The following is a 15,245-nucleotide window of genomic DNA, read 5'->3' on the forward strand; positions in this document are numbered from 1 at the left end:
GCGCCCCGGTCCACCGTGACCCTGGTCACGGTCGGCCCGGAGCCGCAGGGACCGCGGCCACCTGCGCTCGTTCACCCCTGGGGGTAGCGTGGCGGTCGATGACCGATGTCGAGGTGCTCGCTCCGCGTGACGTCCCGCTCGGGGGCCCGCGTGCGATGCGCGTACGACGCACGCTCCCGCAGCGCCACCGGTCCCTGATCGGCGCGTGGTGCTTCATCGACCACTACGGCCCCGACGAGGTGGACGAGACCGGCGGCATGGTCCTCCCGGCCCACCCGCACACCGGGCTGCAGACCGTGAGCTGGCTCTTCGACGGCGAGCTCGAGCACCGCGACTCCGTCGGCAGCCTGGCCACCGTGCGCCCGGGCGAGATCAACCTGATGACCGCCGGCCGCGGGATCAGTCACACCGAGGTCTCCACGCGCGACACCACCACGCTCCACGGCGCCCAGCTCTGGATCGCGCTGCCCGACGACAGCCGTCACGTCGAGCCCCGCTTCGAGCACTTCGCCCCCGACCCGGTCCGCGGGCCGGGGTGGGAGGCCCGGGTCTTCATCGGCTCGCTGCTCGGCGCGAGCTCGCCCGTCGCCGTGCACACCCCGCTCCTCGGGGCCGAGGTCATGCTCGCCCCCGGCAGGAGCCTCGAGGTGGAGGTCGACCCCACCTTCGAGCACGGCGTCCTGCTCGACGTGGGCACCGTCGACGTCGACGGCCAGGAGCTGGCACCCAGCGACCTCGCCCACCTCCCGCACGGGCGGTCCACCCTCACCCTGACCGCGCAGGAGGAGGCGCGGCTGCTCCTCCTCGGCGGGCCGCCCTTCGGCGAGCCCATCGTGATGTGGTGGAACTTCATCGGGCGCGGCCACGACGAGATCGCCGGCTACCGCCAGGAGTGGCAGGACCAGATCGCGGCAGGTGGCGGCCCCGACGACGTCGTCCCCGACGGCCGTGAGGTGTCCGCGGGCCGCTTCGGCACGGTCGACCTCGACCTGCCGCCCATCCCGGCCCCGGTCCTGCCCAACGTGCGGCTCAAGGAACGGCGCTGAGCGGCGCCGGTCCTGTCGTCGGCCCTGACGGGGTGGCGCGCTGCCCCTGGGGGGCGGGTGACCCGGTCAACCTCGGCTACCACGACACCGAGTGGGGCCTGCGCGTCGACGGCGAGGCCGCCCACCTCGAGCGGCTGACGCTCGAGGCCTTCCAGTCCGGCCTGTCGTGGCGCACGATCCTCGACAAGCGCGACAACTTCCGTGCCGCCTTCGCCGGGTTCGACGCCGACGCGGTCGCCGCGTACGACGACAGCGACGTCGTACGGCTGATGGCCGACGCGGGCATCGTCCGCAACCGCCGCAAGGTCGACGCGGCGATCACCAACGCGCGTGCCACGGTCGCCCTGCGCGACCGTGGCGGGCTGGAGGCGTTCATCTGGTCCTTCCGGCCCGAGCCCGGTCCGCCGCCGCGCACCACGGCCGACGTTCCCACCACCTCGGCCGAGTCGGTCGCCCTGTCGAAGGCGCTCAAGAAGGCCGGCTTCGCCTTCGTCGGCCCCACCACCATGTACGCCCTGATGGAGGCCGTCGGCCTCGTCGACGACCACCTCGAGGGCTGCCACCGGCGCGGGTGCGCCGACCGCTGACCCCTCCCGCCGCGCCGGTGCAGTCCGTAGGCTGCCCCGCTATGACGCGCGTGCACGCCTTCTCCGCCGACGACGCCCTCGCCCACCTCGACGCCACCGGCCTCGTCGAGGCCCTGCGCTCCGGGCTGGTGTCCGTGCCCGAGGTCGTCGAGGCCGCGATCACCCGCACCGAGCAGGTCGACGCCGCCCTCGGCGCGGTGGCGTACGCCGCCTACGACCGCGCCCGCGCCGAGGCGCGCCACCCGCGCGGCGGCTGGTTCGCCGGCGTGCCGACGTTCGTCAAGGACAACGTCGACGTGGCCGGTATGCCGACCCAGCACGGCTCCGACGCCTTCACCGCGCAGCCCCAGCAGGCCGACGGCGACTTCGCCCGGATGTACCTCGCCACCGGGCTCATCCCGCTCGGGAAGACCCAGCTCTCGGAGTTCGGCTTCTCCGGGGCGGCCGACCACGTGCGCCTCGGGCCGGTGCGTTCGCCGTGGAGCCCCGACCACTACGCCGGCGCCTCGTCCGCCGGCTCCGCCGCCCTGGTCGCGGCGGGGGCAGTGCCCATCGCGCACGCCAACGACGGTGGCGGGTCGATCCGGATCCCGGCCGCGGTCAACGGTCTCGTCGGCCTCAAGCCCACCCGCGGGCGCCTCGCCCAGGACCGGATGATGCGCGACATGCCGGTGCGGATCGTCTCCGACGGTGTCCTCACCCGGAGCGTCCGCGACACGGCCGCGTTCTACCGCGAGGCCGAGAAGGTGTGGCGCAACCCGCTCCTCGCTCCCGTGGGCGACGTCACCCGGCCCAGCCGAGCCCGGCTCCGCGTCGCGGTGGTGACCGAGGGCATCGGCCGCTCGTGCAGCCCCGAGGTGCGTGAGCTGACGCTGCGCACCGCCGCGCTGCTCGAGCAGCTCGGCCACCACGTCGAGGAGGTCGACAACCCGGTGCCGGACAGCTTCCCCGAGCACTTCGTCCGCTTCTGGTCGATGCTCGCCCTGGCCATCGCGCGCCGCGGCAAGAAGGACTTCGGGCCCACCTGGGACCCGACCAAGCTCGACAACCTGACCCTCGGCCTGGCCCGCCACGCGGCGCGCAACCTGCACAAGCAGCCCTTCTCGATCGCGGTGCTGCGGGGGTCCCAGCGCCTCGCCGCGCGGCACCGGGCGTCGTACGACATCACGCTGACGCCGACCCTCGCGACCGAGACGCCGCGCGTCGGGCACCTGCGTCCCGACCAGGACTACGACGAGATCATGGGCCGGCTGATGGACTGGGTGGCCTTCACGCCACTGCAGAACGCGACCGGTGAGCCGGCGATCTCGCTGCCCCTCGCCACCACCGCCGCCGGGCTGCCGCACGGCATGATGCTGGGCGCCGGAGCGGGCCGCGAGGCACGTCTCCTGGGGCTCGCCTACGAGCTCGAGGAGGCCGTCGGATGGCCCCGGATCCAAGCCGATCCGGGCGTTGCCTGAGCCGATTTCTCATCGTGGCGGGGCGTGTGTATCGTTCTCCGTCGTTGCCCCTTTAGCTCAGTCGGCAGAGCGTCTCCATGGTAAGGAGAAGGTCTACGGTTCGATTCCGTAAAGGGGCTCTGGGTCGGTCCTCCCTCCGGGGTGGTCCTTCCTCCGCGGCGGGGTAGCTCAGGTGGTTAGAGCACACGGCTCATAATCGTGGTGTCGCGGGTTCGAGTCCCGCCCCCGCTACCACCCGAAATCGCAGCAGCCTCCGCACCACCCGCAACCCAAGGATCTCCTCATGGCCAGCAAGAGCTCTGACGTTCGCCCCAAGATCACCCTCGCGTGCACGGAGTGCAAGGAGCGCAACTACATCACCAAGAAGAACCGGCGCAACGACCCCGACCGGATCGAGCTGAAGAAGTTCTGCCCGCGCGACCGCCGGCACACGATCCACCGCGAGACCCGCTGACGCCGTTCTTCGTCACACCCGACCCGTCCGAGCACTCGGACGGGTTGTCGTGTTTGTAGGCTCTGGTTTCGACGCGCGGTCGTGAGCTCGCAAGCTCGCTCGCGCGCTTGCTCAACCTCCCGCCCCACGCCGCGCACTCGTCCCTCGTGCCCGGCTAGTGTCGTGACATGCCCGTCGACCCCTCGCTGGTGGGGCGTGAGTTCCCCGCGCCGGCCCCCCTGTCCGTGACCCCCGAGCGGGTCAGCGCCTTCGCCGCTGCCGTCGGCCACCCCGGGGAGCCCGGTGACGCCGTCCCGCCGACCTTCCCGATCGTGCTCGCCTTCGACGCGATGCAGGCCTTCCTCGACGCCGAGGCGATCGACCTGCACCGCATCGTGCACGGCGAGCAGCGCTTCGCCTACGCCCGCCCGCTGGCGGTCGGCGACGAGCTCGCCGCGACCCTGACGGTGACCGGTCTGCGGCAGATCGGCGGGGCTGACATCATCGCCACGGCCAGCGAGATCACCGACGCCACCGGAGCGGTCGTCTGCACCGGCAAGGCCACCCTCGTCCACTCCGCCGGGTCGGAGGCAGGCCAGTGATCGCCGGGGACGTGCTCGAGACCAGGACCTTCACGGTCACCCGCGCCGACCTCGTCGCCTACGCCGATGCGAGCGGCGACCACAACCCGATCCACCAGGACGAGGACGTCGCCCGCAGCGTCGGCCTCCCCGGCGTGATCGCCCACGGCATGTACACCCTCGCCCTGGTCGGCCGCGCGGTCGCGGAGTGGACCGGCGGCGCGGAGGTCGTCGACCTCGGGGCGAAGTTCACCAGCCCCGTCGTCGTACCCGCCGAGGGCGGTGCGGAGGTCGTCGTCGGCGGCACCGTGAAGTCGGTTGCGGACGGACTCGTCACCCTCGCGCTCGAGGTGACCTGCGAGGGCCAGAAGGTGCTCGGCATGCCGAAGGCCGTCGTGCGCGAGGCCACTGTCCGTGCCTGACCTGCGCGACCACACCACCCTGCGGCTGGGTGGCCCCGGCCGCGAGTGGGTGCGGGCCACCACCGAGCGCGAGCTCGTCGCCGCTGTCGCCGACGCCGACGCTGCCGGCACGCCCGTCCTCCTGCTGTCCGGCGGCTCCAACCTGGTCGTCGCCGACGAGGGCTTCGACGGCCGGGTGGTGCAGGTCGCGACCACCGGCGTCGACGCCGACACCGACACCTGCGACGTGGACGCCCTCGCCCAGTGCGGAGGCGTGGTGCTCACGGTGGCGGCCGGCGAGGACTGGGACGCGCTGGTGGCACGGGCGGTCGCCCACGGGTGGGCCGGCATCGAGGCGCTGTCCGGGATCCCCGGAGCTGTGGGCTCGACGCCGATCCAGAACGTCGGCGCCTACGGCCAGGACGTCTCGCAGACCGTCTCCCGGGTCCGCACGTGGGACCGCGTCGACCGCACGCAGCGCACCTTCGCGGCCGCGGACTGCGCCTTCGGCTACCGCCACAGCCGCTTCAAGGCCGAGCCCGGGCGCTACGTCGTGCTCGAGGTGACCTTCCAGCTGCGGCAGGGCGACCTGTCCGAGCCGGTGGCGTACGCCGAGCTGGCGCGCCACCTCGGCGTCCAGCCGGGCGAACGGGCCCCGCTGGCCGCGGTGCGCGACGCCGTGCTCGCCCTCAGGGGCGGCAAGGGGATGGTCCTCGACGACGACGACCACGACACCTGGAGCGCGGGCTCGTTCTTCACCAACCCGTTCCTGACCCCCGAGCAGGCCGCCGCGCTGCCCGACGGCGCCCCGCGCTGGGACCAGCCCGACGGCTCGGTGAAGTCCAGCGCCGCGTGGCTCATCGAGCACGCGGGCTTCGGCAAGGGCTACGCCAGCGCGGCCGCGGGGGACCGGGTGCGGCTGTCCACCAAGCACACGCTCGCCCTCACCAACCGCGGCGGCGCCACCACCGAGGAGCTGCTCACCCTGGCCCGGGAGGTGCGCGACGGGGTGCGCGAGCGCTTCGGGGTCACCCTCGTCAACGAGCCCGTGACGGTCGGCTGCTCCCTCTGACCCCAGGCCTCGGCGGCCCACGTGTCAGCACGTGCGGCGGATGTGGCCCTTGAAACGGCGGATCCGGGCCCAATTCCGCCGCACGTGTGCGGCGTACGGGAGGCTCAGGCGAGCCAGGTGGCGATGTCCCGCTTCGCCGCCGCCACGACGTCGGACGGCGCCTGCGAGGCCTCGAACGACATCAGCGCCAGCCGGGCCAGCGTGGCGTCGTCGAGGTCGTGGGCGGCGCGCATCGTGGCGTACTGGCCGGCGAGCCGGGAGCCGAAGAGCAGCGGGTCGTCGGCGCCCAGGGCGACCGTCGCGCCGGCGGCGAGGAGCTGCGGCAGCGGCACCGAGGTCAGGTCGCTGTAGACGCCGAGCGAGACGTTGGAGACCGGGCAGACCTCGAGCGCGACGCCGGACTCGACGAGCCGGTCCAGCAGTGCCGGGTCCTCCGCGCTGCGTACGCCGTGCCCGAGGCGGTGGGCGCCGAGGCGGTCGAGGCACTGCCGCACGTGGTCGGGCCCCCGCAGCTCGCCGCCGTGCGGCACGAGCAGCAGGCCGGCGCGCTCGGCGATCCGGAACGCCCCCTCGAAGTCCTCCGTGCGCCCGCGCCGCTCGTCGTTGGACAGCCCGAAGCCGACCACGCCCCGGCCGGCGTACTGAGCGGCCAGGCGCGCCAGCGTGCGGGCGTCGAGCGGGTGGCGGGTGCGGTTGGCGGCGATGACGACCGCGATGCCCAGCCCGGTGCGCTCCGACGCGTCGCGCACGCAGTCGAGGACGAGGTCGGTGAAGGCGGTGATGCCGCCGAAGCGCGCGGCGTAGCCGCTGGGGTCGACCTGGATCTCCAGCCAGCGGCCGCCGTCGCGCACGTCGTCCTCGGCCGCCTCCAGCACCAGGCGGCGTACGTCGTCGGGCGTGCGCAGCACCGAGCGCGCCACGTCGTAGAGGCGCTGGAAGCGGAACCAGCCCTTCTCGTCGGTGGCGCTCAGCCGCGGCGGCCAGTCCTCGACCAGCGAGTCGGGCAGCGCGATGCCGTCGCGCTCGGCCAGCTCGAGCAGCGTGCCGTGCCGCATCGACCCGGTGAAGTGCAGGTGGAGGTGGGCCTTGGGGAGCCGGGACACCTCGCGGCGCTGCTCAGCACGCTTCGCCGGCCCTCCCCCCGCACCTGCCATGCCCGCATCGTAGGGGGACCCGGTGCGCGTCCCGCCGGCCGGTGGGGTGCCTCGGTTCGACTGGGACCGGGGCCGCCCCGTATGCTTCCGGATTGGTGGTTTCGCCACATGCTTCGGCATGCCCCCAGTGATGGGGACGAGGCCACCGGAGGGCACTAGCTCAACTGGCAGAGCATCGGTCTCCAAAACCGAAGGTTGGGGGTTCAAGTCCCTCGTGCCCTGCGAGGAACACTGCACAGCAACAACGAGAAGGTGGATGACGTGGCTGACGGCAACGCGGTTCAGGACCGGCGCGACTCGCGCGGCGACGACCGTGGGCGCACCAGCCCCGCCACGTTCCTGCGCCAGGTGGTGGCCGAGCTCCGCAAGGTGGTGTGGCCCACCCAGCAGCAGCTGATCACCTACTTCTTCGTCGTGCTGGTCTTCGTCGTCGTGGTGATGGCGCTCGTGACGGTCCTCGACCTGGCTTTCGGAAAGCTGGTCTTCGAGGTCTTCACCGGCGGCAGCAGCGTCCAGTGACGACGGGGGAGTCAGTTCCCCGCCCCCAGCTACGAACTACGGAGTGAGACGTGTCTGACAACCATGACGTGGACCAGGTCGACGACCAGGTCGAGTCCGTCGACGAGGTGACCCCCGAGGACGCCGACACCGACGCCGACGTCGTCGAGGACACCGAGGACGTGACCGACGAGGCCGGTGACGACGCCCCTGAGGTGTCCGACACCGAGGCCGCCGACCAGGAGCCGGTCGACGAGGAGTCCACCGACTCCGACGAGGAGTCCACCGACACCGCCGCCGAGGAGAACGACCCCCTCGAGGCCTTCCGCCGCGAGCTGTGGGCCAAGCCGGGCGACTGGTTCGTCGTGCACACCTACTCCGGCATGGAGAAGCGGGTCAAGCACAACCTCGAGAACCGCATCATCTCCCTCAACATGGAGGACTACATCCACGAGATCGTGGTCCCCACCGAGGAGGTCGCGGAGATCAAGAACGGCCAGCGCAAGATGGTCACCCGCACCGTCCTCCCCGGCTACGTCCTGGTCCGCATGGACCTCACCGACGAGTCCTGGTCCGCCGTGCGCCACACGCCGTCGGTCACCGGCTTCGTGGGCCACAGCCACCAGCCCGTGCCGTTGAGCATGAGCGAGGTCGAGGACATGCTCGCGCCGGCCGTCGTGGCCGTCGCCGAGGCCGAGGCCGCCGCCTCGGGCGAGAAGGGTGCCTCCACCACGCCGCGCAAGCCGGTCGAGGTCGCCGACTTCGACGTGTCCGACTCGGTCATGGTGGTCGACGGTCCGTTCGCCACGCTCCACGCGACGATCACCGAGATCAACGCCGAGTCCCAGCGCGTCAAGGCCCTCGTCGAGATCTTCGGCCGCGAGACGCCGGTCGAGCTGTCGTTCTCGCAGATCCAGAAGGTCTGAGTCCCGAAGTCCGAGCTTGCGAGGACTTCGCAGGACGAAGAGGTTGAGGAGCGTCGACGTAGACCCGAGCGGAGCGAGGGAATGCGTGACGCGTCTCGAAACCCACCTGAGCGGCGTGATTTCATCGCTGGCCGCGCAGAAGCGACAATGAACTAGCAACAACCCGTGGCAGGGGGCAGGTGCCCTCGTCATGACCACACGAGAGAAAGAAGAAGGCAATGCCTCCCAAGAAGAAGATCGCCGCACTCGTCAAGGTGCAGCTGCAGGCCGGTTCGGCCACCCCGGCCCCGCCGGTCGGTACGGCGCTCGGCCCGCACGGCGTCAACATCATGGACTTCTGCAAGGCCTACAACGCCCAGACCGAGTCCATGCGCGGCAACGTGATCCCCGTCGAGATCACCATCTACGAGGACCGCACGTTCGACTTCATCACCAAGACCCCGCCGGCCGCCGAGCTCATCAAGAAGGCTGCCGGGCTGTCGAAGGGTTCGGGCGTCCCGCACAAGGACAAGGTCGGCAAGCTGACCAAGGACCAGGTCCGCGAGATCGCGACCACCAAGCTGCCTGACCTGAACGCCAACGACATCGACGCGGCCATGAAGATCGTCGAGGGCACTGCGCGCTCGATGGGCGTCACGACCGACTGACACGTGGGAGAGCCGCGCTGGCTCGCTAACCACATCCTTCGCACCAGAGAATCGAGAAGACAATGCAGCGCAGCAAGACCTACCGCGCGGCCGCCGAGACGTTCGACAAGGACGAGCTCTACGCGCCGCTGGCCGCCATCAAGATCGCCAAGGGTGGCTCCAAGAAGAAGTTCGACGAGACCCTCGACGTCGTCATGCGCCTGGGTGTCGACCCGCGCAAGGCCGACCAGATGGTCCGCGGCACCGTCAACCTCCCGCACGGCACCGGCAAGACCGCCCGTGTCCTCGTGTTCGCCAACGCCGACAAGGCCGACGCCGCCCGCGAGGCCGGCGCCGAGTTCGTCGGTGGCGACGAGCTGATCGAGAAGGTCGCCGGCGGCTGGCTCGACTTCGACGCCGTCGTCGCGACGCCCGACATGATGGGCAAGGTCGGCCGCCTCGGCCGCGTCCTCGGCCCGCGCTCGCTCATGCCCAACCCGAAGACCGGCACGGTGACCCCCGACGTCGCCAAGGCCGTCACGGACATCAAGGGCGGCAAGATCGAGTTCCGCGTCGACCGCCACGCCAACCTGCACTTCATCATCGGCAAGGCGTCCTTCTCCGAGGCCCAGCTCGCGGAGAACTACGCCGCCGCCCTCGAGGAGGTGCTGCGTCTCAAGCCGGCCAGCTCCAAGGGTCGCTACATCAAGAAGATCACCGTCTCCACGACGATGGGCCCCGGCATCCAGGTCGACCCCAACCGCGTGAAGAACGTCGCGTCGGAGGACGAGGCCGTCCAGGCCTGATCCACCGCCGCCAGAACGGCCCGGTCGCCCCCTCGGGGCGGCCGGGTCGTCCTGCTTCCCATTCTGGTTACCGGGGCCGTACGCCGTTTGGCTGGGGATGCATCGGGTAGAACGTCAGTGGCACACCTGCCACCCGAACCGTCGTACCACTCGTCCCAGGAGACACACATGCGCGTCACGCCCCTCGCCCGCCGCCTCGGCTCTGCCGCCCTGGTGCTGACCATGGGGGTCGGGCTCGCCGCGTGCAGCGACGACTCCGGCTCCGGTGAGTCCACCAGCTCGGCGACCGACGAGAGCACCGACGCGAGCACCGACGAGAGCACGGACGACGGGGCCACCGGTGAGGAGACCGAGGAGCCTGCCGAGGCCTCGCTGGCCGAGCTGTCCGCCGACGAGTTCTATCCCGCCGTCATGGAGGCCATGCGCGAGGCCGAGACCTTCGCGTTCGAGACCACCTCGGGCTCCGCCGGCCAGACGCAGACCATGACGGGCCAGGCCCGCTTCGGTGCCGACGGCGTCGAGATGCAGGCCTCCAGCACGGGCGCGCAGGCGATGGAGATGATCCTGCTGGGCAAGGCGATGTACATGAAGTCGCCCGACCTCGGCACCGGCGACAAGTGGCTCAAGATCGACCTGAGCGACCCCAACTCGCTGTTCGGGATGATCGGCAAGGCGACCGATCCCGAGGTCATGTTCAAGGCCATGGAGGCGCCGAAGAAGCTCGAGCTGATCGGGTCCGAGGACGTCGACGGCGTCGAGACCAACCACTACCGGATCACCCTCGACCCGACGCAGTACCTCAAGGCCATGGAGTTCCCGGCCGCGATGGCCGACATGCTCCCCGACGAGCTCGTGACCGAGATGCGGGTCGACGCCGACGACCTTCCCCGCAAGTTCACCCAGACCATGCAGATCCCGGCCGTCGGCGGCGGCAAGCCGACCACCACGACCACCGAGGGCACCTACTCCGACTTCGGCACCGACGTCGAGATCGAGGAGCCCCCGGCCAGCCAGGTCACCCAGCAGCCGGGGATGTGAGCGACGGCGGGCGGGTCGCCAAGACTGAGACGGCTTCGCCTCACTCCCGGAAGACCCGCTCGTCGATCAGCTGCTCCTTGACCTCCGAGCCCTCCGGCTCGTAGCGGCCCTGGTCGAAGCGGGTGCGGAACTGCAGCACCGCTCCGTCGCGGCCGAACCGGTTCTTCTCCACCGTCAGGACGGCGTAGTCGCGGAAGCGCTCGGCGTTGCCGAGGTCGTAGGTCAGGTGGTGGCGGGCGACGATGTCGAACTTGTTGTTGAGCACCAGCACGACGTCGGCCTCGTAGGCCAGGGCGCTCGAGCCGCGCAGGTCGTTGGCCCGCATCCGCTTGCCCGAGCGGAGCGCCTCCTTCTCGGCCGCGGCGATCGCGAGGACCGGCGCGCTGATGTCGATGGCGAGGTCCTTGAGGCCCTCGACGATCTCGGTGGTGCTGGACTCCTCGTCCTCGTGGGCCGACTTCACCTTCTGCAGGTAGTCCACGACCACCAGCGGGGTCGTGCCCGAGAGCTCGCGCACGGCGTCGATGGCGTTCTGGATCGCGGCGAGGTCGGTGCGCGAGCCGGTGGAGCGGTGCACGAACAGCATCTCGGAGTACTGCGCGACGCGGGTCAGCGCCTCGACACCGGAGGGGACCGACTCCAGGCGGTGCTCCAGGGAGCTGACCCAGAGGTCGTCGAAGATGGACCGGATGCTGGTGACCCGCACCTGGTCGGAGTCGTCGAGCTCGCCGGCCTCCATGGCGATGAGCTTCTGCGTCAGGTCCTCGGCGTCGTGCTCGTAGGAGAAGTAGAGGACCGGGCGGCCGGTGGCGGCGTTGTTGCGGGCGACCTGGAGGGCGAACGTCGACTTGCCGAGGCCCTGCGGCCCGGCGAGCAGCACCAGGGAGCCGGCCCGCATCCCGCCGCCGATCAGGGGGTCGAGCCCCCCGAAGCCGGTCTTCCAGAGGCGCCCGGCCGCGTTGCGTCCGGTGAGCATGCGTTCGTCGCTACGGGCCAGGGAGGCCCCCACGGTCATGAGCTGGTGATCCACGGGGCCATTGGACCAGTGATGGGCGGCCGGGGTGGGGCGATTGCGCGGTTTGCGGGCCGACCCCACCGATTTGTCTGGTCCGCGCCCCGGCGCGTACTGTTCCACTCGAAACCAGAGACCGCAGGTTGTCACGAGCTCCTCGCTCGTGACCGAAGGTCCGCAGCAGCGGGCGGCCGGCGCAGGATTCAGAGCAGCGGCTCCGGCCGCACCCACGCCCTGAGCCTGTGCTCAGGGCGTTCGTCGTCTGTGGGCCAGATGCCGGTGGTCAACCCCGGAAGGAGACCCATGGCGCGGCCAGAAAAGACTGCCGCCGTCGCAGAGATCGTTGAGTCCTTCAACGGCTCCGCCGGCGCTGTGCTGACCGAGTACCGCGGGCTCACCGTGAAGCAGCTGCAGGACCTGCGGCGTGCCCTCGGCGAGAACGCCAACTATGCCGTGGTCAAGAACACGCTTGCCAAGATCGCCGCCACCGAGGTGGGCATCGAAGGCTTCGACGACCTGCTGACCGGCCCCACCGCCATCGCCTTCATCAATGGAGACGTGGTCGAGGCCGCCAAGGGTCTGCGTGACTTTGCCAAGGCCAACCCCGCCCTTGTGATCAAGGGTGGAGTCCTGGACGGCAAGCCCCTCGACGCTGCCGAGATCGCCAAGCTGGCCGATCTCGAGTCGCGCGAGGTGCTCCTGGGCAAGATGGCGGGCGCGATGCTCGCCAGCCTCTCCCAGGCCGTCTACCTGCTCAACGCGCCGATCGCCCAGGCCGCCCGTCTCGCGGGTGCGCTGCAGGCCAAGGCCGAGCAGGACCCCTCGATCCTCGCAGGTGGTGCCGGTACGCCGGCTGCTCCGGCTGCCGAGGACGCCCCGGTCGAGGAGGCCCCCTCTTCGGAGGAGGCCGCCGAGCCCGAGGCGACCGACGAGGCTGCCGAGCCGGCCGCCGAGTCCACCGACGCCTGACCAGGCCGACGTACACCACCTACAGAACACATCGGGCGAGCGTGTCGCTCCGCGCCACGCTGCCGCCCACTGACGAAAGGTTTGCCATCATGGCGAAGCTCAGCACCGACGAGCTCCTTGACGCGTTCAAGGAGATGACCCTCATCGAGCTCTCCGAGTTCGTGAAGCAGTTCGAGGACACCTTCGGCGTGACCGCCGCTGCCCCCGTCGCCGTGGCCGCCGCCCCGGCCGCCGGTGGCGCTGCCGGTGGCGACGCCGCCGAGGAGAAGACCGACTTCGAGGTCGTCCTCGAGGCCGCCGGCGACAAGAAGATCAACGTCATCAAGGAGGTGCGCGCCCTGACCTCCCTCGGCCTGAAGGAGGCCAAGGACCTCGTCGAGGCCGCGCCCAAGACGATCCTCGAGAACGTCGACAAGGCCGCCGCGGACAAGGCGAAGGAGGCCCTCGAGGCCGCCGGCGCCACCGTCACCGTCAAGTGACGCTCCGCTGGCCCTTGGGCTAGCACCGCAGCAACCGTCGAAGGGCGGTCACCCCAGCAGGGGTGGCCGCCCTTCGGCTGTCCCGGCGCGCTTGTCAGCGCTTGTCAGGGCCGCCGTCAGGGCGGGGTGGTTCCGTCGTCCTCGAGCAGCCCCGACCGGTGGGCCCACGCGATCGCGCGGGCCCGGTCCCGCAGCCCGAGCTTGTCGAGGACCCGGCCGAGGTGGGTCTTGACGGTCGTCTCGCCGAGATAGAGGTCGGCTGCGATCTCGGCGTTGGACAGGCCCAGCCCGACCAGGCGCAGCACGTCGGTCTCCCGCGGGGTGAGGAGGTCGAGCTCGGGTGCGCGCCGCCGGGCCGCGGGGGCGTGGCCCAGCCTCCTGATCACGCCGGGGACGACGCTCGGGTCGATCACCCCTTGCCCCGCGGCCGCCCGGCGTACGGCGTCCAGCATGGCCTCCGGCGGTGAGCTCTTCAGCAGGAAGCCGGCGACGCCGCGCCGCAGGGCCTCGTCGACGACCTCGTCCTCGTCGAAGGTCGTGAGCACCACGACCTGCGTGCCCGGCACGTCGGCGAGCACCTCCCGCGCCGCGTCGAGCCCGTTGAGCCGGGGCATGCGCACGTCCATCAGCACGACGTCGGGTCGCAGGTCGCGGACCACGCGGACGGCGTCCTCCCCGTCGACCGCCTCCCCGACGACCTCGAGGTCGGCCTCGCCGTCGAGGAGCAGACGCAACCCGGCCCGGACCATCGCCTCGTCGTCGGCGACCACGACGCGCAACGTCGTACCGCTCACCGCGGCACCGCCCCGGCAGTCGGAGCGGTGGTGGACACCGAGGCGGGCACGGCAGTGGGCAAGGTGGCGGCCAGCCGGTGGCCACCGTCCGGGGTGGGACCGGCGACGAGGTCGCCGCCGAGCACGGAGACGCGCTCGCGCAGTCCGGCCAGCCCGTGCCCGCCGTGCGCAGGATCGCCCACCGGTGCCTCCGCGTGCTGGTCGGGCGCCGCGTTGTCGACGGTGACGCGGACCTCGCCGGGACGGACGTCGACGCGTACGACGACGGGCGCCCCGGGCGCGTGGCGCAGGGCGTTGGTCAGGCCCTCCTGCGCCACCCGGTAGGCCGAGATCGCCACCGCCCGCGGGACCGTCGAGGCATCACCCGACGTCTCCAGCTCGATGACCGCCCCGGTTCGGCGCACCTCTTCCACGAGGTCGGGAAGCAGGTCGAGCGACGGCACGGGAGCGAGCGTGGCGGACTCACCCAGGCGCACGATGCCGACGATCCGGCGCAGCTCGTCGACGGCCTGACGGCCCAGGCCCTCGGCCCGCAGGAGGGTCTCCTCCTCGACCGACCCGGGCTCCTGCCGACGGCGTACGACCCCGACCTGCAGGGTCATCACGCTGACGGTGTGCGCGACCGCGTCGTGGAGCTCACGGGAGATCCGGGTGCGCTCCTCGGCCACCGCCACCTCGGCCTGCTTCTCCCGCTCGGCGTGGAGCTCGGCCGCGAGGGCGGCGAGCTCGGCGGAGCGGAGCTGCTCGCGTCGCAGCAGGACGCCGACGGCCCACGCCGGCGCCAGGATGAGGGCGAAGAAGACGAACTCCCAGACCGACTCGCCCTCGATGACGAGGCAGAGCGGGGGGACGACGGCCGAGACGCCGTAGGCGACCAGCGCCGGGACGCGCGGAAGCAGGTAGGCGGCGTTGCCCACGAGCAGGACGCAGGCGATCAGCTGCGCCCCGCCGACCATCGGGAGGCCGGAGGAGCTGATCAGCTGGGAGGCGACCATGGTCGCGTTGAGCAGCACGACGCCGACCAGCGGGAACCACCGACCGAGCGCCACCGAGACGCCGGTGAGCAGCGCGGCGAGGACGGTCACGGGGGACAGGGCCGCGCCGGGGCCGCCGTAGCCGGCCTCGAGGAGCGCCGCGATCGCGACGACAGTGGCGACCACGAGATAGGCCGCGGTGCGGCGGGCCGTGCTGTCCATGCGCTCACTCTAGGGAGCGGTCGGCGCTCCCGGGGTCGTCCGCGCAGACGACCCGGGGTCCTCCCGGGGGAGGACCCCGAGCTGCGGGGAGGGGTCCGTGAGGGCGGCCGTCACGGGCTCCGCGGCCGATCCACGGCACGTCCTCCACGGCGAAGACTTCGAGGTGT

General features: G+C 71.5%; 18 protein-coding genes and 3 tRNA genes. 17 read left to right on the forward strand and 4 right to left on the reverse strand.

The genetic code is table 11. The annotated features are described in order from the left end of the window. Nucleotides 1-98: 98 nt before the first annotated feature. The 9 genes from ACNKF0_RS03085 (at nucleotide 99) to ACNKF0_RS03125 (ending at nucleotide 5,580) form a co-directional block, all read left to right on the forward strand. Nucleotides 99-1,046: a pirin family protein gene (locus tag ACNKF0_RS03085; RefSeq protein WP_416955660.1), complete on the forward strand. Its 948-nt coding sequence runs from the start codon at nucleotides 99-101 to the stop codon at nucleotides 1,044-1,046. Nucleotides 1,047-1,078: 32 nt separating this feature from the next. After that, a complete protein-coding gene (locus ACNKF0_RS03090; RefSeq protein ID WP_416955662.1) occupies nucleotides 1,079-1,633 on the forward strand; it encodes a DNA-3-methyladenine glycosylase I in 555 nt (184 codons plus the stop codon). Between the two features lie 41 nt (nucleotides 1,634-1,674). Beyond that, nucleotides 1,675-3,093, forward strand: a complete 1,419-nt coding sequence (locus ACNKF0_RS03095) for an amidase (RefSeq protein ID WP_416955664.1) — start codon at nucleotides 1,675-1,677, stop codon at nucleotides 3,091-3,093. Between the two features lie 46 nt (nucleotides 3,094-3,139). Continuing rightward, nucleotides 3,140-3,212 (forward strand) — tRNA-Thr (locus ACNKF0_RS03100). A 38-nt stretch (nucleotides 3,213-3,250) separates the two neighbouring features. Then, nucleotides 3,251-3,327 (forward strand) — tRNA-Met (locus ACNKF0_RS03105). 49 nt (nucleotides 3,328-3,376) lie between these two features. Next, nucleotides 3,377-3,547 (forward strand): 50S ribosomal protein L33, encoded by a 171-nt coding sequence (rpmG, locus tag ACNKF0_RS03110; RefSeq protein WP_056907127.1) that lies wholly within the window; start codon nucleotides 3,377-3,379, stop codon nucleotides 3,545-3,547. A 167-nt stretch (nucleotides 3,548-3,714) separates the two neighbouring features. After that, nucleotides 3,715-4,128 (forward strand): FAS1-like dehydratase domain-containing protein, encoded by a 414-nt coding sequence (locus tag ACNKF0_RS03115; protein WP_299923073.1) that lies wholly within the window; start codon nucleotides 3,715-3,717, stop codon nucleotides 4,126-4,128. After that, nucleotides 4,125-4,529 carry a MaoC/PaaZ C-terminal domain-containing protein gene (locus ACNKF0_RS03120; RefSeq protein ID WP_416955666.1) on the forward strand — a complete coding sequence of 135 codons (405 nt, stop codon included), beginning with the start codon at nucleotides 4,125-4,127 and terminating at the stop codon, nucleotides 4,527-4,529. The genes ACNKF0_RS03115 and ACNKF0_RS03120 overlap by 4 nt, the downstream gene beginning before the upstream one ends. Beyond that, entirely contained in the window at nucleotides 4,522-5,580 is a 1,059-nt protein-coding gene (locus ACNKF0_RS03125) for a UDP-N-acetylmuramate dehydrogenase (protein WP_416955668.1), read from the forward strand. The genes ACNKF0_RS03120 and ACNKF0_RS03125 overlap by 8 nt, the downstream gene beginning before the upstream one ends. Nucleotides 5,581-5,684: 104 nt before the next feature. Here ACNKF0_RS03125 and ACNKF0_RS03130 read toward each other — a convergent pair whose 3' ends face one another. After that, nucleotides 5,685-6,734, reverse strand: coding sequence for an adenosine deaminase (locus tag ACNKF0_RS03130; protein WP_416955670.1), 1,050 nt, complete (start codon nucleotides 6,732-6,734; stop codon nucleotides 5,685-5,687). Nucleotides 6,735-6,883: 149 nt separating this feature from the next. Here ACNKF0_RS03130 and ACNKF0_RS03135 point away from each other — a divergent pair. From ACNKF0_RS03135 to ACNKF0_RS03160, 6 genes are all read left to right on the forward strand, one after another. Continuing rightward, a tRNA-Trp gene (locus ACNKF0_RS03135) sits at nucleotides 6,884-6,956 on the forward strand. A 39-nt stretch (nucleotides 6,957-6,995) separates the two neighbouring features. Then, nucleotides 6,996-7,253 (forward strand): preprotein translocase subunit SecE, encoded by a 258-nt coding sequence (gene secE, locus ACNKF0_RS03140; protein WP_299923064.1) that lies wholly within the window; start codon nucleotides 6,996-6,998, stop codon nucleotides 7,251-7,253. A gap of 50 nt (nucleotides 7,254-7,303) precedes the next feature. Continuing rightward, nucleotides 7,304-8,158 carry a transcription termination/antitermination protein NusG gene (gene nusG / locus ACNKF0_RS03145; RefSeq protein ID WP_416955673.1) on the forward strand — a complete coding sequence of 285 codons (855 nt, stop codon included), beginning with the start codon at nucleotides 7,304-7,306 and terminating at the stop codon, nucleotides 8,156-8,158. 218 nt (nucleotides 8,159-8,376) lie between these two features. Beyond that, complete coding sequence (gene rplK / locus ACNKF0_RS03150; protein ID WP_056907132.1) at nucleotides 8,377-8,805, forward strand: 50S ribosomal protein L11; 429 nt, start codon at nucleotides 8,377-8,379, stop codon at nucleotides 8,803-8,805. Between the two features lie 62 nt (nucleotides 8,806-8,867). After that, complete coding sequence (rplA, locus tag ACNKF0_RS03155) at nucleotides 8,868-9,590, forward strand: 50S ribosomal protein L1 (protein WP_299923057.1); 723 nt, start codon at nucleotides 8,868-8,870, stop codon at nucleotides 9,588-9,590. Between the two features lie 168 nt (nucleotides 9,591-9,758). Further along, entirely contained in the window at nucleotides 9,759-10,628 is an 870-nt protein-coding gene (locus ACNKF0_RS03160; protein WP_416955675.1) for a hypothetical protein, read from the forward strand. Nucleotides 10,629-10,668: 40 nt separating this feature from the next. Here the strand turns inward: ACNKF0_RS03160 and ACNKF0_RS03165 are convergent, their stop codons facing one another. Further along, entirely contained in the window at nucleotides 10,669-11,658 is a 990-nt protein-coding gene (locus ACNKF0_RS03165) for a DnaB-like helicase C-terminal domain-containing protein (RefSeq protein ID WP_416955677.1), read from the reverse strand. Nucleotides 11,659-11,943: 285 nt separating this feature from the next. Here ACNKF0_RS03165 and rplJ point away from each other — a divergent pair, with 285 nt between their 5' ends. Beyond that, a complete protein-coding gene (gene rplJ / locus ACNKF0_RS03170) occupies nucleotides 11,944-12,609 on the forward strand; it encodes a 50S ribosomal protein L10 (RefSeq protein WP_416955679.1) in 666 nt (221 codons plus the stop codon). Between the two features lie 89 nt (nucleotides 12,610-12,698). Further along, a complete protein-coding gene (rplL, locus tag ACNKF0_RS03175) occupies nucleotides 12,699-13,088 on the forward strand; it encodes a 50S ribosomal protein L7/L12 (protein WP_299923049.1) in 390 nt (129 codons plus the stop codon). Nucleotides 13,089-13,204: 116 nt separating this feature from the next. Here rplL and ACNKF0_RS03180 read toward each other — a convergent pair whose 3' ends face one another. Both ACNKF0_RS03180 and ACNKF0_RS03185 read right to left on the reverse strand, forming a co-directional pair. Then, on the reverse strand, nucleotides 13,205-13,882 hold the full coding sequence (locus tag ACNKF0_RS03180) for a response regulator (protein ID WP_299923048.1): 678 nt from the start codon (nucleotides 13,880-13,882) through the stop codon (nucleotides 13,205-13,207). Then, nucleotides 13,879-15,078: a sensor histidine kinase gene (locus tag ACNKF0_RS03185; protein WP_416955682.1), complete on the reverse strand. Its 1,200-nt coding sequence runs from the start codon at nucleotides 15,076-15,078 to the stop codon at nucleotides 13,879-13,881. Before ACNKF0_RS03185 ends, ACNKF0_RS03180 begins: the two co-directional genes overlap by 4 nt. Nucleotides 15,079-15,245: the final 167 nt, after the last annotated feature.

This window comes from Nocardioides sp. T5 (assembly GCF_048161455.1).
Classification (GTDB): Bacteria; Actinomycetota; Actinomycetes; order Propionibacteriales; family Nocardioidaceae; genus Nocardioides.